The 24,771-nt window shown below is 35.8% G+C and carries 21 protein-coding genes; all 21 read left to right on the forward strand.

Annotated features, from left to right (window positions below; all coding sequences use genetic code 11):
- The first annotated feature begins 12 nt into the window (after positions 1-12).
- The 21 genes from bshC (at position 13) to sigG (ending at position 24,696) form a co-directional block, all read left to right on the forward strand.
- Positions 13-1,641 carry a bacillithiol biosynthesis cysteine-adding enzyme BshC gene (bshC, locus tag HWV59_RS10965; protein ID WP_102229602.1) on the forward strand — a complete coding sequence of 543 codons (1,629 nt, stop codon included), beginning with the start codon at positions 13-15 and terminating at the stop codon, positions 1,639-1,641.
- Positions 1,642-1,764: 123 nt separating this feature from the next.
- Positions 1,765-2,196 carry a division/cell wall cluster transcriptional repressor MraZ gene (gene mraZ, locus HWV59_RS10970; RefSeq protein ID WP_102229922.1) on the forward strand — a complete coding sequence of 144 codons (432 nt, stop codon included), beginning with the start codon at positions 1,765-1,767 and terminating at the stop codon, positions 2,194-2,196.
- 126 nt (positions 2,197-2,322) lie between these two features.
- Complete coding sequence (gene rsmH, locus HWV59_RS10975) at positions 2,323-3,255, forward strand: 16S rRNA (cytosine(1402)-N(4))-methyltransferase RsmH (protein WP_175638838.1); 933 nt, start codon at positions 2,323-2,325, stop codon at positions 3,253-3,255.
- A 153-nt stretch (positions 3,256-3,408) separates the two neighbouring features.
- Positions 3,409-3,771: a cell division protein FtsL gene (gene ftsL / locus HWV59_RS10980; RefSeq protein ID WP_102229604.1), complete on the forward strand. Its 363-nt coding sequence runs from the start codon at positions 3,409-3,411 to the stop codon at positions 3,769-3,771.
- Between the two features lie 112 nt (positions 3,772-3,883).
- A complete protein-coding gene (locus HWV59_RS10985; protein WP_217708493.1) occupies positions 3,884-6,070 on the forward strand; it encodes a penicillin-binding protein in 2,187 nt (728 codons plus the stop codon).
- 254 nt (positions 6,071-6,324) lie between these two features.
- Positions 6,325-8,271: a stage V sporulation protein D gene (locus tag HWV59_RS10990; protein ID WP_102229606.1), complete on the forward strand. Its 1,947-nt coding sequence runs from the start codon at positions 6,325-6,327 to the stop codon at positions 8,269-8,271.
- 247 nt (positions 8,272-8,518) lie between these two features.
- Entirely contained in the window at positions 8,519-9,976 is a 1,458-nt protein-coding gene (locus HWV59_RS10995) for a UDP-N-acetylmuramoyl-L-alanyl-D-glutamate--2,6-diaminopimelate ligase (protein WP_102229607.1), read from the forward strand.
- Positions 9,977-10,159: 183 nt separating this feature from the next.
- Positions 10,160-11,134 (forward strand): phospho-N-acetylmuramoyl-pentapeptide-transferase, encoded by a 975-nt coding sequence (mraY, locus tag HWV59_RS11000; protein ID WP_102229608.1) that lies wholly within the window; start codon positions 10,160-10,162, stop codon positions 11,132-11,134.
- Positions 11,135-12,490 (forward strand): UDP-N-acetylmuramoyl-L-alanine--D-glutamate ligase, encoded by a 1,356-nt coding sequence (gene murD / locus HWV59_RS11005; RefSeq protein WP_102229609.1) that lies wholly within the window; start codon positions 11,135-11,137, stop codon positions 12,488-12,490.
- Positions 12,491-12,637: 147 nt separating this feature from the next.
- The gene (gene spoVE / locus HWV59_RS11010; RefSeq protein WP_407941631.1) at positions 12,638-13,759 is read left to right on the forward strand and encodes a stage V sporulation protein E; all 1,122 of its coding nucleotides are present in this window, start codon (positions 12,638-12,640) and stop codon (positions 13,757-13,759) included.
- A gap of 181 nt (positions 13,760-13,940) precedes the next feature.
- Complete coding sequence (gene murG / locus HWV59_RS11015) at positions 13,941-15,032, forward strand: undecaprenyldiphospho-muramoylpentapeptide beta-N-acetylglucosaminyltransferase (RefSeq protein WP_102229611.1); 1,092 nt, start codon at positions 13,941-13,943, stop codon at positions 15,030-15,032.
- A 35-nt stretch (positions 15,033-15,067) separates the two neighbouring features.
- Complete coding sequence (gene murB / locus HWV59_RS11020) at positions 15,068-15,976, forward strand: UDP-N-acetylmuramate dehydrogenase (protein WP_102229612.1); 909 nt, start codon at positions 15,068-15,070, stop codon at positions 15,974-15,976.
- A gap of 219 nt (positions 15,977-16,195) precedes the next feature.
- Positions 16,196-16,990, forward strand: a complete 795-nt coding sequence (locus HWV59_RS11025) for a cell division protein FtsQ/DivIB (protein WP_102229613.1) — start codon at positions 16,196-16,198, stop codon at positions 16,988-16,990.
- Positions 16,980-17,681 (forward strand): DUF881 domain-containing protein, encoded by a 702-nt coding sequence (locus HWV59_RS11030; protein WP_102229923.1) that lies wholly within the window; start codon positions 16,980-16,982, stop codon positions 17,679-17,681. Before HWV59_RS11025 ends, HWV59_RS11030 begins: the two co-directional genes overlap by 11 nt.
- Before the next feature lie 58 nt (positions 17,682-17,739).
- Positions 17,740-18,468 carry a DUF881 domain-containing protein gene (locus tag HWV59_RS11035; protein ID WP_235991712.1) on the forward strand — a complete coding sequence of 243 codons (729 nt, stop codon included), beginning with the start codon at positions 17,740-17,742 and terminating at the stop codon, positions 18,466-18,468.
- Between the two features lies 1 nt (position 18,469).
- Complete coding sequence (locus HWV59_RS11040) at positions 18,470-18,835, forward strand: small basic family protein (RefSeq protein ID WP_102229614.1); 366 nt, start codon at positions 18,470-18,472, stop codon at positions 18,833-18,835.
- Positions 18,836-19,001: 166 nt separating this feature from the next.
- Positions 19,002-20,288: a cell division protein FtsA gene (gene ftsA / locus HWV59_RS11045; RefSeq protein ID WP_102229615.1), complete on the forward strand. Its 1,287-nt coding sequence runs from the start codon at positions 19,002-19,004 to the stop codon at positions 20,286-20,288.
- Positions 20,289-20,332: 44 nt separating this feature from the next.
- Entirely contained in the window at positions 20,333-21,481 is a 1,149-nt protein-coding gene (gene ftsZ, locus HWV59_RS11050) for a cell division protein FtsZ (protein ID WP_102229616.1), read from the forward strand.
- A 512-nt stretch (positions 21,482-21,993) separates the two neighbouring features.
- A complete protein-coding gene (spoIIGA, locus tag HWV59_RS11055; RefSeq protein ID WP_102229617.1) occupies positions 21,994-22,926 on the forward strand; it encodes a sigma-E processing peptidase SpoIIGA in 933 nt (310 codons plus the stop codon).
- Between the two features lie 127 nt (positions 22,927-23,053).
- The gene (gene sigE / locus HWV59_RS11060; RefSeq protein ID WP_078434421.1) at positions 23,054-23,773 is read left to right on the forward strand and encodes an RNA polymerase sporulation sigma factor SigE; all 720 of its coding nucleotides are present in this window, start codon (positions 23,054-23,056) and stop codon (positions 23,771-23,773) included.
- 41 nt (positions 23,774-23,814) lie between these two features.
- The gene (gene sigG / locus HWV59_RS11065) at positions 23,815-24,696 is read left to right on the forward strand and encodes an RNA polymerase sporulation sigma factor SigG (protein WP_235991713.1); all 882 of its coding nucleotides are present in this window, start codon (positions 23,815-23,817) and stop codon (positions 24,694-24,696) included.
- Positions 24,697-24,771 lie beyond the last annotated feature (75 nt).

Raw genomic sequence — 24,771 nt, forward strand, 5'->3', positions numbered from 1 at the left:
AGGAAGTTTTATATGGAGATAGTTGAACTCTCCCTGCGCTCTTCAAATCAATTAGTGAATGACTTACATGATCAAACTTTAAACAACGAACTATTTTTCGATTATAATGTGTACTCATCTGAGGTATATCAAAGCAGAGTTGAAGATCTGAAAAAACGCTCCTTTCAACGTAAGGAATTGTCTGCTTATTTAAGGGAATACACAAACCGATGTTTAGACCAAAACGGGAAAATATTAGAAAACATTGAACGGCTTGAAGAGCCAAATAGTTTAGTTGTAATTGGCGGACAACAAGCTGGGTTATTAACAGGGCCTTTATATACAATACATAAAATTATCACGATTTTAAAACTTGCTAAAGATCAAGAACAGAAATTAGGAGTACCTGTTATCCCTGTTTTTTGGATAGCTGGAGAAGATCATGATTTTGCAGAAATTAATCATATTTTTATTAAAACGAATAAACTGGCCAAAAAGGTAGCCATTAAAGACTATCCTCTAAAAAAACAATCTGTGTCTGAACAACCAATAAACCATGTAAAAACAATGGAATGGATCGAGCAAGTTTTTGAAGCATTTGGAGAAACCGATTATTCAAATAAGTTAATCGGCAGTATTAAAGACTGTGTGGAAAAATCGAAGACATATGTTGATTTTTTCGAAAAGCTTATCTTAAACCTTTTTGGTGATACGGGACTTGTTCTTATTAATTCTGGGGATCCGCATATAAAGTCCATAGAGAAGGCCTGTTTTCGGGCAATCATTGATCGTAATGAGGAAATTTATCATGCAGTACAATCACAACAGATAGAAATGCGGCAACATCATTATCAACCAATTATTGAAATGGCCGAAAATAGTGCCAATTTGTTTTTTCATCATAATGGCGAACGATTTTTATTAGAACGCAATGGAAATGATGAGTTTTATCTATCCGAAGTAGGCCTTACAGTTTCAAAAGCGGAATTAATGGATTTAATTGAAACGTCTCCAGAAAAGTTTAGTAATAATGTAGTAACAAGACCATTAATGCAAGAGTATTTATTTCCGACTTTAGCGTTTATTGCAGGACCAGGAGAAGTTACATATTGGGCAGAATTAAAAAAAGTCTTTTCATTGTTTCAAATGAAAATGCCACCTGTCTTGCCGAGAATACAAATGACTATTCTTGAAAGAGCAATAGAAAGAAATATTACCGAAACAGGGGTGGAAATTGAAAAGGTGTTTAGCGAAGGAGTCCAGAAAGCAATTGAGGAATTTCTTCATAAGGAAACACCAATTGATATAAATCCACTTATTGAAAAAGCGAAAAATAGTATCAATGATATTCATTCATCATTAATTGAAGCAGCACTTGAAATCGATCCAAGCTTAAAGCCTGTGCTGACAAAGAATGGAGAATTTATTCTGGATCATCTGGAGTTCTTTTCAAAAACAGTTGAAAAAAGAAAAAGACAAAAACATGATGTAATGTTATCTAAGTTTCATTCAATTGAATTAGAACTAATGCCAAGCTTACATCCACAAGAAAGAATATGGAATATTTATTACTATTTAAACAAGTTTGGACCGGAATTTGTAGGAGAATTGCTAAACTTGTCATATTCTTTTAATGGAAAACATAAAATTGTCAAAATTTAAATAAAAGTTTTTTGAAAATCCTGTGAATACAGGGTTTTTTTTTTGTCTAAAGAAATGTAGAATAGAAGTGGAGATAAGTGGGGGGAAGTGGTGAGTAAGGGAGAGAAAGTGGGGACACCGAGCATGTTTATGGGAGAATACCATCACACCGTTGATATAAAAGGCAGAATGATCGTCCCTTCAAAGTTTAGGGATGGCCTGGGGGAATCTTTCGTCATCACGAGGGGCCTGGATCAGTGCTTATTTGTGTATCCAATGAGTGAATGGAACGTAATTGAAGAAAAGCTAAAAGCTCTCCCGCTAACGAAAAAAGATGCTCGTGCATTTACTCGATTCTTCTTTTCAGGTGCGACCGAATGTGAAATTGATAAGCAAGGTCGCGTTAACATTGCCACACCACTACTGCAATATGCAAAATTAGAGAAAGAATGTGTTGTCATCGGCGTTTCAAATCGGATTGAGCTTTGGAGTAAGTCCATTTGGGAGAACTATGTTGCTGAACAGGAAGATTCTTTTGAGGAAATTGCGGAAAATATGATTGATTTTGATCTCTAATCTTCACTTTAGCAAAAACAATTGAAAAATGGACAAGCTAACGATAGGCAATAAATTGGGATAGGAAAGGATTTCTCATAATTTGCTTCTAAAGTGGGAAACTGATTTGAAGAGGTGGTACAACTTATGTTTAAACATACAACCGTGTTATTAAAAGAAACTGTAGATGGCCTAAATATTAAAGAAGATGGCATATATGTTGATTGTACTTTAGGTGGAGCAGGACATACCAGCTATCTCCTGTCAAAGCTATCAAAAGAAGGGCATTTATATGCATTTGATCAAGATGATGTAGCCCTGAAAAATGCAAAAGAAAAGCTTTCTGCTTATGAAGGACAAGTAACATTTATCAAGAGTAATTTCCGGTATTTAACAGAAGAATTAGCTGAATTAGGAGTAGAAAAGGTTGATGGAATCGTATTTGATTTAGGTGTTTCGTCACCACAACTTGACACGCCTGAACGTGGATTTAGTTATCATCATGATGCACCATTGGATATGAGGATGGATCAGCAATCAGATATATCGGCTTATGAAGTTGTTAATACTTGGACATATGAAGAATTAGTTAAAATCTTTTTTCGATACGGAGAAGAAAAATTTTCTAAGCAGATTGCAAGAAAAATCGAGTCTCAAAGAGAGATACAACCGATTCGTACTACTGGCGAATTAGTTGACATCATAAAAGATGCAATTCCAGCCCCAGCTAGAAGAAAAGGTGGACATCCTGCTAAACGGATTTTTCAAGCGATAAGAATTGCAGTAAATGATGAATTAAAAGTGTTTGAAGAGGCGATTGAGCAATCAATTGAGTTATTAAACCCACAAGGAAGAGTTAGTGTAATCACTTTCCATTCCCTAGAGGATCGAATTTGTAAATCTGCTTTTAAAGATGCTGCTACACCACCTGAATTACCAAGGAACATGCCTTTTATTCCTGAAGGGTATGAACCAAAGGTGAAGATTATTACTAGAAAGCCTATATTACCAAGTGAACAGGAACTTGAAGAAAATAACCGAGCAAGATCAGCAAAGTTACGTATTGCTGAAAAAATATAAAGAAAACTTGCCGATTGGCAAGCCTGTAAAGGCGAAGACAGTGACGTAGTTGCACTTATTGGTCACTACGTCGAATAGTCATCTTCTCTGCTAATTTATACTTCTAAATGTATAAAAAAGTGGTTATTAAAAAACAAAGGAGGTTGCAATAAAATGAGTAATTTAGCAATGAAATTAGAGCAACAACGACAAGAACAGATTAAACATAACCCAAGACAGGAACCAATAATTATAAAGAGAAGGGCCTCAATTACACCAGGAGAGAAATTTCTCATTTTAGTATTTGTTTCTTTATTTGTTATCGGAGCTATTGCGATTGTTTCAAATTCGTACTCTCTTTATCAATCGAATATAGAAATTCAAAAAATTGAAGCTCAGATTGATAAACAAACAAAGTTAAATAGTGACCTCCATGTTCAGGTAGAGGAATTAAGTACATATGACCGTATATGGGAAAAAGCGAAAGAGCTTGGGTTGACACTAGATCAAAATAATGTCAAAAGTGTACAAAAATAAATAGCTAAATATAAGAAGAGGATGACCCAGAATATGAGTCATCCTCTTCATTCTTACCTATCCATTTTCAGCTTTAGGTGATATGATACACCATGGGAGGTTTAGTATGAAATTGACGCAAAAAAATAAGAACATGAATAGAGGCGCTGCAATCTTGGCGTTGCTATTTGGGGTGATATTTCTCACTATTTTTATTCGTTTCTTTTATATTCAAGCGACTGGTTCAGTTCATGGACAAGCACTTGCAGCAAAAGCGGAAGAGCTGTACGAAAGTCAACGGACAATTGAAGCTAAAAGAGGTTCCATCCTGGATCGTAAAGGTGAAGTGATCGCCGAAGATAAATCATCTTACAAGCTTGTTGCCATCTTAAATGATGAAATAACAACTGATCCGGATAACCCGCAGCATGTTGTTGATGTTCAAGAAACGGCCGAAAAAATTGCACCACTGATTAATATGGAAGTGAATGAAGTTGAAAAAATACTTTCAAAAGATTCTTACCAGGTAGAGTTTGGATCATCTGGCCGGGATATTAGCCATACATTAAAGGAAAAAATAGAAGCATTAAAGTTACCCGGTATTACTTTTGTCCGTGATACACAACGTTTTTATCCAAATGGTTTGTTTGCGTCTCATTTAATTGGATATGCTCAAAACCAAGAAGATACTGGAGAAACAGTGGGTATGATGGGTCTGGAAAAATCATTGGAAAAATATCTTCATGAGGAAGATGGTTATATAAAATTCGAAAAGGATCAATATAACTGGAAGCTGCCGAATAGTGATGATGAGATTGTTGCACCTAAGAATGGGAATAATGTTTATTTAACAATTGATCAAAAAATACAAACATTTTTAGAAGATTCAATGAATCAGGTCGTGGAGGAATATTCTCCTGAAAAAATAATTGCAGTCGTAGCAGATCCTAAGACGGGAAAAATACTTGCAATGGCTCAGAGGCCAAGCTTCGATCCTAATCAAAGAAATATTACCTCATATTATAATGATATTATTTCTTATCCGTATGAACCCGGATCAACAATGAAAATCTTTACATTGGCTGCTGCTATCGAAGAAGGGGTTTATAATGGAAATGCTACCTTCAAATCAGGTTCTTATGCTGTTGGTCCTTCTGTCGTTCGAGACCATAAACGTGGAGGTTGGGGTACCATTACCTATGACGAAGGTGTTCAGAAATCCTCAAACGTTGGTTTTTCCATTATAGCAAATGAGTTATTAGGAACAGATAGATTTTACCAATATGTAGATAAGTTCGGGTTCACGAAAAAGACTGGAATTGATTTACCAAATGAAGCAGAGAGTAAATTGAACTTCAACTATGAAATTGACAAAGTATCTACTGCATTTGGGCAAGCTTCAGCTTTTACACCGATTCAATTGGTTCAAGCGGCAACCGCCATTGGAAACAATGGAAAAATGATGAGACCTTATGTTATTGAAAAAATCGTTGATCAAGACACTAATGAAATTGTAAAAGATAACAGTCCGAAAGTTGTTTCTCAGCCGATATCAGAAAAAACAGCAAAAGAAACACTGGATATATTAGAAACAGTTGTAAGTTCAGAAGGTGGTACTGGAAAGCCTTATAGAATTGATGGCTATGAAGTAGCAGGTAAAACAGGAACTGCCCAGATTCCAAATCCAAATGGAAAAGGTTATATGACGGGACATGATAATTACATCTTTTCTTTTTTAGGAATGGCACCTAAAGAAGATCCAGAGCTCATTGTCTATGTTGCAGTTCAACAGCCTGATTTAAAGGGAAAGGCAGGCTCAGTTCCTGTTTCGATGATTTTTAATACTGTCATGAAAAATAGTTTGCAATATTTGCAAATAGAACCAACAGAAGAAGTAAGCACTAATAACCAGTCGCAAACCACTTCAAATGGAGTTGAACTCCCTGAAATGGTGGATTTAGGTCCGACTGATGCAGTGAATCAGTTAAAAGAGTTGGGGTTAGAACCAATAATACTTGGCAGTGGAAAAAAAGTAATCTCCCAATATCCAACCGCTGGTACTGAGATGATCGCAAAAGAAAAAATAGTTATCCAAACTTCAGAAAATGTGAAACTACCTGATTTAACAGGATGGTCAAAACGAGATGTAATGAAGCTTGGAAATCTATTAGGTTTATCGATAAAAACTGAAGGTACTGGCTATGTCACAAAACAAAGTGTTAAGAAGGGGACTGTCCTGAAAAAAGGGGACGTTCTTACGGTTACTCTTCGTTCTACTGAAGAGAAAAAAACCGAAAAAAACAACGAAGAAACAGAATAAGTTCCTATATAAGAACATGGCAGAAGTTGTTATAGATATAGTTGATTGTTTAAATCACTATATTGGTATATCAATGATGCTCTGTTCTTTTTAAATTGTGATAGTTGAAAGTAGTCAAGAGGGCTGGAGGATGTAACAAAAGCAAGCAAGAAAATATTAAGTGGAAGTGGTATAAGGTACTCGTTTAGTGTTCTACCTACCTTTGTACAAGCATATATATGTGAACGAGCCTAGACAAGGGGGAATAAAAGGATATGCGGGTATCAAATGTAACCGTTCGAAAACGTCTTGCATTGACGTTGCTTTTCGGTTTTCTCATTTTCTTAGTGATTGATATACGTCTAGGATATGTTCAATTTTTTCTTGGAAATACACTAACTTCAGGTGCGAAAGATCTATGGAGCAGAAATATTCCTTTTGAGCCTGAGCGTGGGGAAATCCTGGATCGTAATGGTGTAAAGCTTGCAACAAACATGAGTGCACCAACGATTTATGTTGTACCAAGGCAAATTGAGGATCCGGCAGATGCTGCAAAGCAATTGGCAGCAGTATTAAATATGTCTGAAGAAAAAGCGTATAGCCATATTACAAAGAAGACTTCAATCGAAAAAATTAATCCTGAAGGCAGAAAAATTTCACATGAGAAAGCGAATGAAGTACGTGATCTAAATATTAAAGGTGTCTATATTGCGGAAGATTCTGTCCGGTATTACCCATTTGGAAGTTATCTTTCACATGTATTAGGGTTTGCAGGTATAGATAACCAAGGGTTATTAGGTTTGGAAGCCTACTATGATGAGCAATTAAAAGGGCAAAAAGGATATGTGAAATTTTATTCTGATGCAAAAGGAAAGAGGATGCCGGATGAAGCAGATGATTATACAGCACCAGTTGATGGAGATAATTTGAAATTAACGATTGATTCAAGGGTACAAACAATTATTGAGAGAGAGTTGGATAATGCCCAAGCAACCTATAATCCAGATGGTATTATAGCAATTGCTATGAATCCTAATAACGGGGAAATCCTGGGTATGTCAAGTAGACCTGACTTTGCCCCTTCAAATTTTAAAGAAGTTGATCCTATTGTTTATAATCGAAATCTACCAGTTTGGAGTACGTATGAGCCGGGATCTACTTTCAAAATTATTACATTAGCAGCAGCTCTTGAGGAAGGTAAAGTAGATTTAGAGAAAGATGAGTTCAATGATAGTGGATCTGTAGAAGTTGATGGTGCAAGGCTTCGATGTTGGAAAAGAGGAGGCCACGGCCATCAATCATTTCTGGAAGTTGTTCAAAATTCCTGTAACCCGGGCTTTGTTGAACTAGGCCAAAGACTAGGAGAAGAAACACTGTTTAAGTATATTAAAGATTTTGGGTTTGGTGAAAAAACAGGAATTGACCTTCAAGGAGAAGGGACAGGTATTATGTTCAAGCCCGAACAAGTAGGTCCTGTTGAATTAGCAACGACCGCATTTGGGCAAGGTGTATCAGTTACCCCGATTCAACAAGTTGCAGCTGTGTCAGCTGCAATAAATGGAGGAGTACTTTATAAACCTTATATTGCAAAAGAATGGGTAGATCCTGTAACAAATGAGGTCATTAGCAGAAATACACCTGAAGCTAAAAGAAAGGTTATTTCAGAAGAGACGTCTAAAGAAATTCGATATGCACTTGAAAGTGTTGTGGCACTTGGGTCTGGTAAAAATGCATTTGTAGATGGATACCGTGTTGGAGGGAAAACAGGTACAGCCCAAAAAGTAAAAGATGGTCGTTACATGGAAAATAACCATATCGTTTCATTTATTGGATTTGCTCCTGCTGATGATCCACAAATTGTCGTTTATGTTGCCGTTGATAATCCTAAGGATACGGTTCAATTCGGTGGAACAGTTGCTGCACCAATTGTTGGTAATATAATGAGGGATGTATTACCTGAAATTGGAGTTAAGCCTAGAAAGGGTCAAATTGAAAAAGAATATAATTGGCTAGACACAAAACTTGTCGAAGTACCGAATATTGTAGGGTTATCAAAACAAGAGCTTGCTGAACAATTTGTGAACCTAAAACTAGATGTGTCAGGTGAAGGAGATGTTGTTGTGCAACAATCCCCGAATGAAGGTGTGAAGGTTAAGGAAGGATCTACATTAAGAGTATATTTAGGCGAAGGAAATGAAACTAAATCGAAGCAAAATGAATAAATAAAGAAAGCTTGCCTTTTGCAAAAAAAATTGCATTGGCACGCTTTCTTTTATTGGTTTATGTAATCAAAGCAACAAAAAAGAAATTCCCCATCTTTTTAACAAGAAAATGAAAGGAAAGATGGCTCTTTTCTCATAAGTAAGATAAAATAGGTACGGAGAAAAAATACATATATATTTAAAAGATAGTTTTTTACATTGTCTTTAATTAGACGAATCGAAACAAGTGATGAAGGTAGGAATAAACATGAAGTTCAATGAATTACTTACATATTTGCATGATAATTTAACAATATCTAAAGCAGATCCAACTATCACTTCTATTGAAATGGATTCAAGAGAAGTAAAGCCTGGTAGTTTGTTTATTTGTATAAATGGCTACACAGTAGATGGGCATGATTATGCCCGTAAAGCTGTAGAAAATGGAGCAGTGGCCATCCTCGCTGAAAGAGAGTTGGATGTAGCGGTGCCTGTAGTTCTTGTAAAGGACACTAAACGTTCTATGGCCGTACTTGCTGATATTTTTTATGGCCAGCCTACACATTCGATGCATCTTATTGGTGTTACGGGAACAAATGGTAAAACGACAACAACACACATCATAGAGAGAATTCTAAATGCGGCAAATAAAAAAACTGGCCTCATTGGTACAATGTATATGAAAATAGGTGAAGAGCAAAAAGCGGTTAAAAACACAACTCCGGAAAGCTTGACACTCCAAAAGACATTTCGTGAAATGAAAGATGCTGATGTTTCACATGCAGTTATGGAAGTTTCTTCTCATGCCTTACATCTTGGTAGAATTCATGGTTGTGATTTTAATGTTGCTGTCTTTACAAATTTAACTCAAGATCATTTAGATTATCATAAAACAATGGAAGCATATAAATATGCGAAAGGACTTTTGTTTGCTCAATTAGGAAATCGTTTTGAACATGATCTTGTAAAGTATGCAGTATTAAATGTAGATGAAGAAGCATCAGAAGAATTCAAAAAAATGACTTCAGCTAAAATAGTTACATATGGAATTGATCATGAAGCTGACGTTATGGCTAAGGATGTAAGAATGACATCAAAGGGGACAACATTTCAACTTATTACGCCGGTTGGAATTAAATCCGTCACAATCCAAATGGTTGGGAAATTCAGCGTGTATAATGTCTTAGCAGCTGTGGCTGCTACACTTTCATCTTCCATTGATCTAGATACGATTGTAAAAGCTATTGAAACAATGGAAGGTGTGAGAGGGCGTTTTGAATTAGTTGATGGTGGTCAAGATTTTACCGTTATTGTCGATTATGCTCACACCCCTGATAGCCTTGAAAATGTCCTGCAAACAATTAAGCAATTTGCAGAGGGAAAGATCTTTTGCATTATAGGTTGTGGTGGAGATCGAGATAAAACCAAGAGACCTATAATGGCAAAGATTGCTGTGGAAAATAGTGATGAACCTATCTTTACTTCGGATAATCCAAGAAGTGAGGATCCAAAAGACATATTGACTGACATGGAAAAGGGTGTATCGGGGCAACATTATACATCTATTATCAATCGAGAAGAGGCTATATCTTTTGCAATTAGCAATGCAAAAAAAGGCGATGTTGTTCTGATTGCTGGTAAGGGTCATGAAACATACCAACAAATTGGATCAAAGACCATTGATTTTGATGACAGGGAAATTGCTCTTAACATGATAACAAGATAAAATTAGTCGTGAAAATTTAGAACCTTTCATAAGAATAGGTAACAAAGTAGAAAGAGAAGTTGATAAGATGAAGAAAAAAATTTGTGTAGAAAAACATAATCAAAAAAATACCTCATATGATATTGTCGTAAAAGATACGCTTGTATATAATAAGGAATTAGTTTTCCATGGGGAGGTGCACGTATGTTAGAACAGGTGATACTAATTACAATTGTTATGGGATTCTTAATAAGTGTATTGCTGTCCCCAATCATTATTCCGTTTTTAAGAAGATTAAAGTTTGGTCAGAGTATTAGAGAGGAAGGACCAAAATCGCATCAAAAAAAATCAGGAACTCCTACAATGGGAGGAGTTATGATTATTATTTCAATTATTATTACAACGATCGTGATGACAGGGAAGTTTTCTCAACTAAGTGTTGAAATGTACTTATTATTGTTTGTAACATTTGGATATGGCTTACTTGGCTTTTTAGATGATTTTATTAAAGTTGTTATGAAGCGAAACCTTGGGTTAACATCCAGACAAAAGTTGTTAGGACAAATCATTATTGCGGTGATTTTCTATTTAGTGTTTACGCAATATGGATTTTCAACAGAAATCTCCATACCCGGAACATCTGTTTCGTTTGATTTGGGGTGGGGATATGTCATTTTAGTTGTGTTCATGTTAGTCGGTGGTTCTAATGCCGTAAATTTAACGGATGGATTAGATGGGCTTCTATCAGGAACAGCAGCTATTGCTTTCGGTGCTTTTGCTGTTTTAGCTTGGAATCAGTCACAGTATGATGTGGCGATTTTCTCAGTAGCTGTAGTTGGTGCTGTTTTGGGATTCCTGGTTTTTAATGCACATCCGGCAAAAGTATTTATGGGAGATACCGGTTCTCTGGCTTTAGGTGGAGCAATCGTGACAATTGCCATTTTAACGAAACTTGAAATTTTGCTTGTATTAATTGGCGGAGTGTTTGTAATTGAAACATTATCAGTTATTATTCAAGTTATTTCATTTAAAACTACAGGAAAAAGAGTCTTTAAAATGAGTCCTCTTCATCATCATTATGAATTAGTTGGATGGTCAGAATGGAGAGTTGTAGTTACGTTTTGGACAGTAGGTCTTTTATTTGCAGTACTTGGAATTTATATTGAGGTGTGGTTGTAATTGAAAAATGTGAACGATTATTTACATAAACATGTATTAGTTATAGGATTAGCAAAAAGCGGCTTAGCAGCCGCTAAATTATTACATCGGCTTGGAGCAAATGTTACAGTAAATGATGTAAAAGCAACAGAAGAAGACACAAGTGTAAAAGAATTAACAAGTATGGGAATCAAAGTAGTTGGAGGGGGACATCCATTATCTTTAATAGATGAGAACCCGGTTGATCTTGTTGTTAAAAACCCTGGAATACCTTATTCGAATCCGTTAATTGCTCGTGCAATAGAGAAAAAATTACCGGTCATAACCGAAGTGGAGCTTGCTTATAAAATATCAGAAGCTGATATTATTGCAATAACTGGTTCAAACGGAAAAACAACGACAACAACGTTAATTTATGAAATGCTTAAAGAAGATCAAAAACAACCTTTAATCGCTGGAAATATTGGTACTGTGGCATGTGAAGTAGCTCAAAATGCAACAAAAGAAAATGTCATTGTCATGGAGCTATCATCATTTCAATTATTGGGAACGATAGAATTTAAACCTGCAATTGCCCTGATTCTTAATATATTTGATGCACACTTAGATTACCATGGAACAAAAGAGGAATATGCATATGCAAAAGGAAAAATATATGAAAATCAAACAACCGGTGATGTATCAATAATTAACAAAAATGACGAAGAAGTTTGTACACTTTCAGAAACATCCAATGCACAAAAAATATATTTTTCTACATCAAGCTTCCTTGAAGATGGAGTATGTATTAAAGATGATTCCATTTGGTTTAAAGGTGATGAGATTATTAAAGTGAAAGATATTGTTTTACCTGGAGTGCATAATTTAGAAAATATTCTTGCAGCTGTAGCAGCAGTAAAATTAAGAGGTGTGTCAAATGAAGCAATTTACAAAGTCCTGACAACCTTTCAAGGAGTTAAACACCGGCTTCAATATGTAGACTCTGTTGATGGTCGACGTTTTTATAATGATTCTAAGGCAACAAATATTCTTGCTACGAGTAAAGCTCTCCAAGCGTTTACATCACCTACGATATTGCTAGCAGGTGGTCTTGATCGTGGAAATGAATTTGATGACATGAAACCATACTTAGAAAATGTAAAAGCTATGATTTTATTTGGAGAAACAGCACCAAAGCTGGAGAGAATAGCGAAAGAAAGAGGAATAGAACATATTAAACGTGTCGATAATGTAGAAAAAGCTGTATCTGCGGCGTTTAATGTTTCTGAAATTGATGATGTTATATTGCTTTCACCAGCATGTGCAAGCTGGGATCAATACAAAACTTTTGAAGAAAGAGGAGACATTTTTATTCAAGCCGTGCATAAGCTTAACTAAGGGCTTGTACGAATGAATCAACCAATAATACTTCTGATGTGCATTCATAAAACATGTTGAACAATTGGTGTTAAATTCTGCATTCCATGCCATAGGTTATTAGCAATTAATGTGCCATTATCTATGTGCCATACAGCCCTTAATAAAATGATACAGGGGTGTTCGGCGTTGACAGCAAAAAGGTCTACTCCAGATTTTATCTTAGTTATCCTTACCTTATTACTCTTAACGATTGGCCTTATAATGGTATATAGTGCAAGTGCTGTATGGGCGACGTATAAATTTGATGATTCATTTTTCTTTGCGAAACGGCAGCTTTTATTTGCTGGTGTCGGTGTCATCGCTATGTTCTTTTTGATGAATGTTGATTACTGGACATGGAGAACCTGGGCAAAAATGCTCATTATTGTTTGTTTTTTTCTTTTAATCGCTGTATTAGTTCCGGGGATTGGGATGGAGAGGAATGGATCTCGTAGCTGGATAGGTGTAGGTGCTTTTTCTATACAACCTTCTGAATTTATGAAATTAGCGATGATTGCTTTTTTAGCAAAATTTCTATCTGAAAATCAGAAAAAAATTACCTCCTTTAAAAAAGGTCTGTTGCCATCATTAGGATTAGTCTTTACAGCGTTTGGTATTATCATGCTCCAGCCTGACTTAGGAACAGGTACTGTTATGGTTGGTACTTGTATTGTCATGATCTTCGTATCAGGTGCTAGAGTTGTTCACTTCGTATGGTTAGGGCTTCTTGGTGTTGCAGGCTTTGTTGCTCTAGTATTATCGGCACCATACAGGATCAAGAGGATTACTTCATTTTTAGACCCGTGGGAAGATCCATTAGGTAGTGGTTTCCAAATTATACAATCTCTTTATGCGATCGGGCCAGGAGGATTATTTGGTCAAGGTTTAGGGCAAAGTCGCCAAAAGTTCTTCTATTTACCTGAGCCTCAAACTGATTTTATCTTTGCGATATTAGCTGAGGAGTTAGGTTTTATTGGAGGATCTTTAGTCATTTTGTTATTTGGATTGCTTTTATGGAGAGGAGTTAAAATTGCACTCGGAGCTCCTGATTTATATGGCAGCTTTTTAGCCATTGGTATTATCACTATGGTTGCCATTCAAGTAATGATCAATATTGGCGTTGTAACAGGTTTAATGCCCGTTACAGGAATTACACTTCCTTTTTTAAGCTATGGAGGATCTTCATTAACTTTAATGCTGATGGCAATGGGAGTTTTATTAAATGTTAGCAGATATTCAAAGTATTAAGTGGAATTGGTTTCTTCAAAGGTTGTTTATCATATAAAATAATAGATATTGAGGCTGACGCTAGGAAAGTGACAGACCAGGAGGTTCGTTAATCTCTGGCAGTCCTTAATGGTCAGCCTCATTACATTTACATAGTGTATAAAAACTGTATTTTTTAGAATATCTAAATGGGGGAAAGAATATGAGAGTTGTAGTAAGTGGTGGAGGAACTGGAGGACATATCTATCCGGCCCTGGCGCTAATTAATGAAATAAAAAAACATCATTCAGATGTTGAATTCTTATATATTGGTACAGAAAACGGCTTAGAACGCAATATTGTGAAAAGAGCAGATATTCCTTTTAAATCTGTGGAAATATCAGGTTTTAAAAGGAAGCTTTCGATAGAAAATGTGCGAACAATAACACGCTTTATTAAAGCTGTATCATTGAGCAAGAAATATTTAAAAGATTTTAAAGCAGATGTAGTGATTGGTACAGGTGGCTATGTATGTGGTCCGGTTGTTTATGCTGCTTCGAAAATGAACATTCCAACTGTGATTCATGAACAAAACAGTTTACCTGGAATAACGAATAAGTTTTTATCTAAATACGTGAACAGAGTAGCTATTTGCTTTGAAGAGGCAAGGAGATATTTTCCTAAAGAAAAAGTCGTATTAACGGGAAACCCTCGTGCATCAGAAGTGCTGGGGCAAGATGCATCTAAAGGTCGCGAATCACTTGGACTGGACAAAAATAAAAAAACAGTACTTATCTTCGGTGGTAGTCGTGGAGCAAAAGCCATAAATGAAGCTGTATTAGAAATGATTCCATCTTTAGAAGAGAAGCCTTATCAAGTAGTTTATGTTACAGGGGAAGTACATTTTGACAAAGTGATGGAGGAAATGAAAACTTTAAAGCAATCAGAACATGTAATCATTAAACCTTTTATTCACAATATGCCTGAAGTATTAACAGCTGTTGACTTAATCGTCTCTAGGGCGGGTGCGACATCACTTGCTGAAATCACAGCACTGGGTTTACCGAGTATTCTAATACCAAGTCCTTATGTAACGGCCAATCACCAGGAAGTGAATGCCAGGTCGTTAAGTGATCATGATGCAGCCATTATGATCAAAGAAGGTGACCTTAATGGTCAAAAATTATTGTCCCAAATAGATGATCTTTTACTTAATGAATTAAAGCTAAGCAAGATGAAGAAAGCTTCTAAAGAATTAGGTATACCAGATGCTGCAAGTAGACTATATGAAGTATTAAAAGACATATCTAAATAAAACATCATGATTTACGTGAATAGGGAGGTAACAAGATGAAAACTTTATTTAACGAGTTAAAAGAAGCGAATATTGGAAAAGTTCTAGAAAATGAACCTTTGGCTAAACATACAACAATAAAAATCGGTGGTCCTGCCGATATATATATAGAACCAACTAGTACTGATAGCTTATGCAAGGCAATTGAAATTATTAAAAAACAAGGTGTTAAGTGGACGGTTATAGGTAGAGGATCCAATTTACTTGTTGCAGATAAAGGAATTGAAGGAGCAGTAATAAAGCTGGGAGCTGGAATGGATCAATTTGAACTGAATGGAGAAACACTTACTGTGGGTGGAGGATATTCCGTTATTAGGCTGGCAACGATCATTAGTAAGAAAGGTTTATCAGGATTAGAGTTTGCCAGTGGAATTCCTGGTTCAATTGGTGGAGCAGTTTATATGAATGCAGGAGCACATGGCTCAGACATGTCAAACGTTGTTGTCAAAGCACGGATCTTATTTGAGGATGGAACAATTCAATGGTTATCTAATGAAGAACTCGATTTTTCATATAGAACATCTATCCTTCAAGAAAAGCGACCTGGTATATGTATTGAAGCTGTTTTGCAATTAAAAACGGGAGAAAAAGAAGACATCGTTGCTGTTATGCAAAAAAATAAAGATTATAGACGGGATACACAGCCTTGGAACTATCCGTGTGCAGGTAGTATTTTTCGAAATCCTCTGCCGAATTATGCGGGTCAACTAGTTGAATCTGCAGGGTTAAAAGGATACCAAATTGGCGGAGCAAAAATTTCTGAAATGCATGGTAACTTTATTGTAAATGCAGGTGGAGCAACAGCTCAAGATGTGCTTGATTTGATTGAATTTGTTAAAAAAACGATCCTTGAAAAGTTTGATGTAACTATAGAAACTGAAGTAGAAATAATTGGCCGTAAATAGTCACAATACTCCCCATTATTTCCTTTTATTGTGTTATAATGACTAGTGTAAAATTGGCTAAATGATTTTTGTTGATTAATAAACGGCATTTTAAATGCCGTTTGTTTTATCGTTTGCGATGTTTAAAGCTTTTAGTTTAACAAGTAGAGTGTAGTTAAAAAAGTACTATGTGTGTAAGAAATCTTCCTAGTCATAATCAGATTGCTAGGGTGGGGTGAAATGGATTTGGAGAAAAAAGTTGTTTCGTTAGAAGACCGCATACCAAAACTACAGCAACAGCGAAAACAGAAAACTAATCGTAGACTTATTTCATTCTTATCTATCTTCTTTCTGTTGATATTACTAGTTATTTACTTTCAATCTCCATTGAGTAAAGTCGGAAGTATTACAGTAGAAGGAAACGTCCATGTTGATGCCAAAGAAATTATCAACTTGAGTGAAATAACAACCTCATCAGGCTTCTGGAATATTAATACAACGGATGTTCAGAAATCGATTGAAGAACATTTACAGATTAAAAAAGCTGTGATTGAGAAAAAATTTCCGAATCATGTTGTATTGGTTGTAGATGAATATAAAAGTATGGCGTACCTTGAGGATCAAGATGGTTTTAGGCCAATACTTGAGAATGGACAAGTTCTAAAAGAAAGAACGGTCAATGTTCCAGCAGACGCACCAGTTTTAATTAATTGGAAAAAAGAAGAGAATATAAAAGAAATGATGGGCGAATTAAAAAAATTGTCTCCAAGTATTTTTAATTCTATCTCCGAAATTCATCATACTCCGGATAAAACAGATCCCTGGTTGGTCCATCTTTATATGAACGATGGTTATGAGGTAATAGCATCTGTTCGTACCTTCTCAGAGAAAATGAATACATATTCTAAAATTGTCAGTCAGCTCGAGGAAGATAGTAAGGGAATTATTCATTTTGAAGTTGGTACATATTTCGAATCATACACACCATTAACCACTGCAGAGGAGGATGAGGCGGCAAATGAAGATGAGAGGTAGCTATGTTATTTTCTCACTCATCCTCCTGGTTCTTGGTTTTCTCATCTCATATTCGTATCAGTTAACAAAAGAAAAGAATCGCGATAATACTATAACGACAGAACAATGGGAACGTGAGTATGGAATAAGATCTCAACTCATTGCAAAAGAAGAAACGAACCGTGAGCTACAAGAGGAACTTTACAATAAACAAGATGAAGTGAAGAAAATAGAAGAGTCGTTAAAAGATGAGAAACAGGTTTACTATAACCTTGTTGAAGATGTCGAAAAATACCGTATGTATGTAGGTGACATAGCAGTTGAAGGAAAGGGAGTACAGGTTACATTAGAGGACGCATCATATGTTCCGGAGGGTGAAAATGTTAATAATTACATTGTTCATGAAAGTCATCTTTTCAATGTAATCAATGAACTTTACATCTCAGGAGCTGATGCAATTTCTATCAACGGTCAAAGACTATCAAGTCAATCGTATATATATTGCAATGGCCCTGTTGTAACTGTTGATGGAAATCAGTACCCTGCACCCTTTATTATTTCCGCTATTGGTGATCCTAATGTATTAATTCCTGCATTAAATATAAATGGAGGTATCGTCGATCAACTTGCCTATGATAATGTCGTTGTTACGCTGGAGAAAAAAGACAAAATCAAGATGGAGCCTTTGCTTCAAGATCAAAGATCTTCTTAATACATTCATATGAAGAAATGTATGCAATTTTTTATTGAGATTGATAGGTGTGGTAGGGGTGAAACAATCGAATGTGAAAAAAGGGCTTAGTTTTACTATTTTAACGATGATTTTTGGTTTAATGCTTGGAATTCAATACCAAACGATTAAAGAGCCGATAGAAAGAGATACACGTGATATGTGGCAGCTTAGAGAAGATTTAAAGAAGGAACAGACACTTCAGTTAGAATTGCTAACTGAAATACGAAAATACAATGAAATCATCGAGTCTCACGAAAGTGAAAACAGTATAAATCCGGAAAATGCTCTAAAAGAAACATTGGTTGTTCTGAAGGAAGAAGCGGGTCTTACTAAAGTAACAGGATCAGGTATTACTATAACAATTGATAAATTATTTTCGGAGGAGCTTTTAGGGACTGAAATACAAGATATTTCCCCCGAATTATTAAAACGCCTTATAAATGAATTAAACTCGTATGGTGCAAAAGAAATATCCATTCAAGGCAGACGTTTGATTAACTCAACAGTTATAAGAGATATTAATGGTCAAACAAAGATAGATAATTATAGTTTACATACCTATCCTATCGAAATAAAAGTCATTTCAGATAATGTGGATAAGCTTTATAATCGAATGAATGCTTCTACCACTGATGAAGATTTTGCCATCGATAATTTGAGTTTGACAATCTCTGATCCAATTGAAAAATTGACAATTCCAGCTTATGAAGATTCAATTCGTGTTCGAAATATGAAGCCTAACGATACTGCTGAAGGGGGAGAATAATATGTGGCTACCAGTTCTTGGTCTCATATTAGGTGTTTTTCTAGGATTAGTTTCAGAATTAAGAATTCCCCCAGAGTATTCTAATTATTTATCAATTGCTATTTTAGCTGCTCTTGATACATTGTTAGGTGGAATTCGAGCATATTTGCAAGATATTTATGATGAAATGGTTTTTGTATCAGGTTTTTTCTTTAACATCATTTTGGCTGCAAGTTTAGCTTTTCTCGGGGTCCATATTGGTGTAGACTTATACTTAGTAGCAGTGTTTGCGTTTGGAGTAAGACTTTTTCAGAATATTGCTGTAATTAGAAGGATATTGATTTCTAAATGGACAAATTCTCGTGCAAAACTGAAAAAAGTTGAATAATTTAAAGGAAATATTAAGTATTTGACGAATAAACACTAGTGAAGCCAAAAATCAAGATTTTATTAAATAATTCGATTTGTAACAAACCTGTAAAGCTAGATTCATTGTCATGTTGTTCTGTAAAGAATAGAATAGAAAGTATTGATAGATGGGGAGGTGCCTTAGAATGAACAACAATGAACTATTTGTAAGTCTTGACATCGGTACATCCAGTGTTAAAGTAATTATTGGTGAAATGACAAATGATGCTTTAAACATTATTGGTGTAGGTAATGTAAAATCAGAAGGATTAAGAAAAGGATCTATAGTCGATATAGATGAAACGGTTCATTCTATTAAAAAAGCAGTAGAACAGGCCGAGAGAATGGTTGGAATCTCCCTTAAACGAGTCGTAGTAGGTGTAACAGGAAACCATGTTCAACTACAAGACTGTCATGGGGTTGTTGCGGTTTCCAGCGAAAATCGCGAGATATCAAATGAGGATGTACGAAGAGTGATAGAGGCCGCTCAGGTGATTTCAATACCACCTGAAAGGGAAATCATTGATGTTATTCCAAGACAGTTTATCGTGGATGGACTAGATGAAATAAATGATCCGAGAGGTATGCTTGGCGTAAGATTAGAAATGGAAGGCACAATCATTACTGGATCAAAGACGATTTTACATAATTTATTACGATGTGTAGAACGTGCAGGTTTAGAAATTACAGATATTTGTCTACAACCATTGGCAGCTGGTTCTGTTGCTTTATCGAAAGATGAGAAGAACTTGGGAGTTGCATTAGTTGATATTGGCGGTGGTTCTACGACAATTGCCGTATTTGACCAAAACCATTTAGTTGCAACGAGTGTACTACCAATTGGTGGTGAGAATATCACAAAAGATATTTCAATAGGTTTACGTACAACTACTGATGAAGCAGAGCGTCTAAAAGTAAAGTATGGTCATGCTTATTATGACCATGCATCTGAAGATGAAATTTTTGATGCTTCCGTTATTGGATCAGACCAAAAAAGAACTTTTAACCAATTAGAACTTGCGGATATAATTGAAGCAAGATTGGAAGAAGTTTACGAACTTATTTTGTATGAACTTAGAAGACTTGGAATTCAAGATCTGCCAGGAGGATTTGTATTAACTGGTGGAACTGTAAAAATGCCAGGCGTCTTAGAATTAGGACAGGCTGTCCTCCAAAATAGTGTAAGAATTGCAAGTCCTGATTATATTGGAGTTAGAGAACCTCAATATATGACGGGAGTGGGCTTAATCCAGTTCGCATATAAAAATGCTAAAATTCAAGGCAGAAAAATAGGTTCAAATGTTACGGTTGATGCAGTAGAGGTTGCTGCAACTAAAGAACCACAGCCGCAGCAAAGAACAAAACCTCAAAAGCAACAAGAAGATAAAAAAGTAAACAAAGTGAAGAAATTTTTTGGCTACTTCTTTGAATAGTTAACATCACATAGAAGTCATTTGATGGATTAGGAGGATTTTGCATGTTGGAGTTTGATACAAATATTGACGGCTTAGCTACCATTAAGGTCATTGGAGTTGGTGGCGGAGGTAATAACGCTGTTAATCGAATGATAGAACACGGGGTTCAAGGTGTAGAATTTATTGCTGTAAATACGGATGCTCAAGCATTGAACTTATCTAAAGCAGAAGTGAAAATGCAAATCGGCTCAAAATTAACAAGAGGGTTAGGTGCGGGTGCTAATCCAGAAGTTGGTAAAAAAGCTGCTGAAGAAAGTAGAGAGCAAATTGAAGAAGCGCTTAGAGGCGCGGATATGGTATTTGTAACAGCTGGTATGGGTGGTGGAACAGGTACAGGTGCTGCACCTGTTATCGCTCAAATAGCAAAAGATCTTGGTGCTTTAACGGTTGGTGTTGTTACTAGACCTTTCACATTTGAAGGCCGTAAGCGTCAAATGCAGGCTGCAGGCGGTATTTCATCTATGAAGGAATCAGTGGACACATTAATCGTTATTCCAAACGATCGTCTACTTGAAATTGTGGATAAAAATACTCCTATGCTTGAGGCATTTAGAGAAGCGGATAACGTTTTACGACAAGGTGTACAGGGTATCTCAGATTTAATTGCAACACCTGGTCTTATAAACCTTGATTTTGCAGATGTAAAAACGATTATGTCCAATCGTGGTTCAGCATTAATGGGTATCGGGGTTGCAACAGGAGAGAATCGTGCTGCTGAGGCTGCTAAAAAAGCCATCTCGAGTCCTTTACTAGAAAAATCTATTGACGGTGCACAAGGAGTTCTTATGAACATTACGGGTGGAATGAACTTAAGTTTATATGAAGTTCAGGAAGCTGCTGATATTGTTGCAACGGCATCAGATCAAGATGTAAACATGATTTTCGGGTCTGTAATTAATGAAAATCTAAAAGATGAAATTATTGTTACAGTTATTGCGACTGGTTTCACTGAACAAGAAATGAACCCATTGAAACCGCAAAATACTCGTTCATTTGGTAATAATGCATCTAAACCTGCTCCAAAACGTGAAACTCACCGTGAGGAACCGGTTCAAGAATCAATCAGTCGTGGTAATGCTCAACAACAGCAGCAAACAGAAGAAGCGTTAGATATTCCTACCTTCTTAAGAAATAGAAACAAACGCAGATAAAAAAGAGTACCTCCGGGTACTCTTTTCAGTTTGTAGACAAAGTAAAAATCGCTAGCCCTTCAGACTGATTGCTAACGCTTGCTTTCGAGGCACGAAAACCTTGTGAGGAGCGGAGTTACCGGGGTTGGTAATGAGCACCACAGCAAGGTGAGTAACGAAGAAAGCGAGCGTTTGTCAACAGTCTGAAAAGAGTACCTCCGGGTACTCTTTTTTTTCATCCTTCCTCATGTTGTTCATTATGTCATTCTATTCTTTCCTATATTCCTATTATAATCTATAAGTGTTTTTGTGAGCTCATTCAAGTGAGAAAGTTCTCTATCTACTGCTAATCTTCACTCGACAAAAATTCTAATAATCTTTCAAAAATACTTACTGTTTCTCGGCAGTAAATGACAGACTTCCTATCCTATTGGCTTTATACTATTTCCATTAGGTGCTCATCTATTGAACTACTATTTAGTGGGATAGATAAGAGGAGGGATTCGTTATGGCAGGAAGGAAAGGGGTAGAAGATGTCTATTTATTTAGACGTAATTTGGCTTTTAAACTTTTCCTTTGATTTACTTCTACTTGTGCTAACAGCAATTGTGTTAAAAAGGAAAATAAAAAAAATTCGAATGGTCATAGCTGCCTTAATAGGTTCCAGTATTGTGATCATGATGTTTACACCATTAGCATTTTTTGCTACTGATCCATTTGGCAAAATGTTTATCTCCATTTTAATGGTTTTTTCAGCATTTGGTTTTAAAAGATTTCGTTTTTTCTTCCAAGGGCTCCTTACCTTTTATTTTGTAACCTTTTTGGTTGGCGGTGGTATGATAGGAGTTCATTATTTTCTACAGCAGGAAATGACATATCTGGAAGGAATTTTAATGACAAATTCTACTGGATTTGGTCACCCGATAAGCTGGTTATTTGTCATTATTGGTTTTCCAGTATTATGGTTGTTTGCTAGAAATAGCTTAGAAGGAATTGAAGCAAAGAAAATACATTATGATCAGTTAGTAAAAGTTCAGATAACTGTTGATGATGTTCAGTTTACTTTGAAGGGACTAGTTGATAGTGGGAATCAGTTGTTTGATCCCATTACAAGAAGTCCTGTTATGATTATTGATACATTAAAAATCCAGGAATTTCTTCCGAAAGTTCTTGTTCACCAAGCAATTCAGGATGATGTAATGAAAGCTATGAGTGAACAGGAAAATGAAAGTCATCCTTGGGAACATAGGGTTCGAATAATCCCTTATCGCGTTGTAGGAAGTGAGCATCAGTTTCTGCTTGGGTTTAAACCTGATGAGGTTTGGATTGAAACCAAAAACGAAACGTTTAAAGTGCAGAAAACAATTATTGGTTTAAATCGAACAACTTTATCTTCTGAGGACGCGTATGAGTGTATTGTTCATCCTAAAATGCTCCAAGGACCATCGATTCAGAAGGTGTCTTAATAATTCTACTTCTATCTTACTCTGCTTGTGATCATTTAGTACGATAGAGTAAATTTTCTTTTGAAATTATTTAGAAATTGTTATAAGTGTGCATAAACTGTAGATTTTTAGGAGGAGGAGGAGGAAAATGAAAAAATTAAAATTACACCTTACTTATTTGTGGTATAAGTTATTAATTAAACTAGGGATCAAATCTGATGAGGTTTATTATATAGGAGGTAGTGAAGCATTACCACCACCTCTTTCGAAAGAAGAGGAAGAAGTATTACTGCAAAAGCTGCCATCTGGAGATCAGGCTGCAAGATCCATTTTAATCGAAAGGAACCTGCGCCTTGTTGTATATATTGCGAGAAAATTTGAGAATACAGGTATTAACATCGAGGATTTAATCAGTATAGGTACTATTGGATTAATTAAAGCTGTTAACACCTTTAATCCAGAAAAGAAAATTAAACTTGCTACATATGCTTCTCGTTGTATAGAAAATGAAATTTTAATGTATTTAAGGAGAAACAACAAGCTTCGTTCTGAGGTGTCTTTTGATGAACCATTAAACATTGACTGGGATGGAAATGAACTATTGCTATCTGATGTGTTAGGAACAGAAGATGATATTATTACGAAGGATCTTGAAGCTAATGTAGATAGAAAATTACTTTTAAAAGCACTTCAGCAATTAAATGATCGTGAAAAACAAATTATGGAGCTTCGATTTGGATTACAGGGCGGGGAAGAAAAAACTCAAAAAGACGTCGCAGACATGCTTGGTATTTCCCAATCCTATATTTCAAGACTTGAAAAAAGAATAATTAAAAGATTGCAAAAAGAATTTAACAAAATGGTGTAAAAATTTTTTTAATCCAAACAAAGCCAATAATATCAAGAAAGATGAGGATATCTGCTTTAAGTGACGGTTATAGCTTGTGCATATTTTTTCCTGTCGAGGAGATACTTAACTCTGTACAGCAACTCCTGTTAGGAGGGAAAAATGTGACAAGAAATAAAGTCGAAATTTGTGGAGTAGATACCTCAAAACTTCCAGTTCTTAAGAATGAGAAAATGAGAGAGCTATTTAAGCAAATGCAAAACGGAGACTTATCAGCAAGAGAAGAGCTGGTAAATGGCAACTTAAGATTGGTACTTAGTGTAATCCAGCGATTTAACAACAGAGGAGAATTTGTTGACGATTTGTTTCAAGTTGGCTGTATAGGATTAATGAAATCCATCGATAATTTTGACTTAGGCCAGAATGTCAAATTTTCAACATATGCTGTACCAATGATTATCGGAGAAATCCGTAGATACTTAAGAGACAATAATCCAATCCGCGTCTCCCGCTCACTACGAGACATTGCTTATAAGGCGCTGCAAGTAAGAGAACGACTAATGAGCGAAACATCTAGAGAACCAACTGCAGAGGAAATATCTAAAGAGCTTGATGTTCCTCATGAGGAGATCGTTTTCGCACTTGATGCGATCCAAGATCCAGTATCATTGTTTGAACCAATTTACAATGACGGTGGAGATCCAATATTTGTAATGGATCAATTAAGTGATGAAAAAAATCGTGATATTCAATGGATTGAAGAATTAGCTTTAAAAGAGGGAATGAGGCGACTAAATAGTCGGGAAAAGCTAATTTTAAGAAAACGCTTCTTCCAAGGTAAAACCCAAATGGAGGTTGCAGAAGAAATCGGGATTTCTCAAGCGCAGGTGTCAAGACTTGAAAAAGCTGCAATTAAACAAATGAATAAAAATATTCAAAACTAGGGCTGCTCATTATGAGGAGCCTTTTCTTTTTTATGATTAAATTAGAAGAAAAATTCGCTTGTTTTGAATAGTTCG

The organism is Metabacillus schmidteae (genome assembly GCF_903166545.1).
Lineage (GTDB): Bacteria > Bacillota > Bacilli > Bacillales > Bacillaceae > Metabacillus > Metabacillus schmidteae.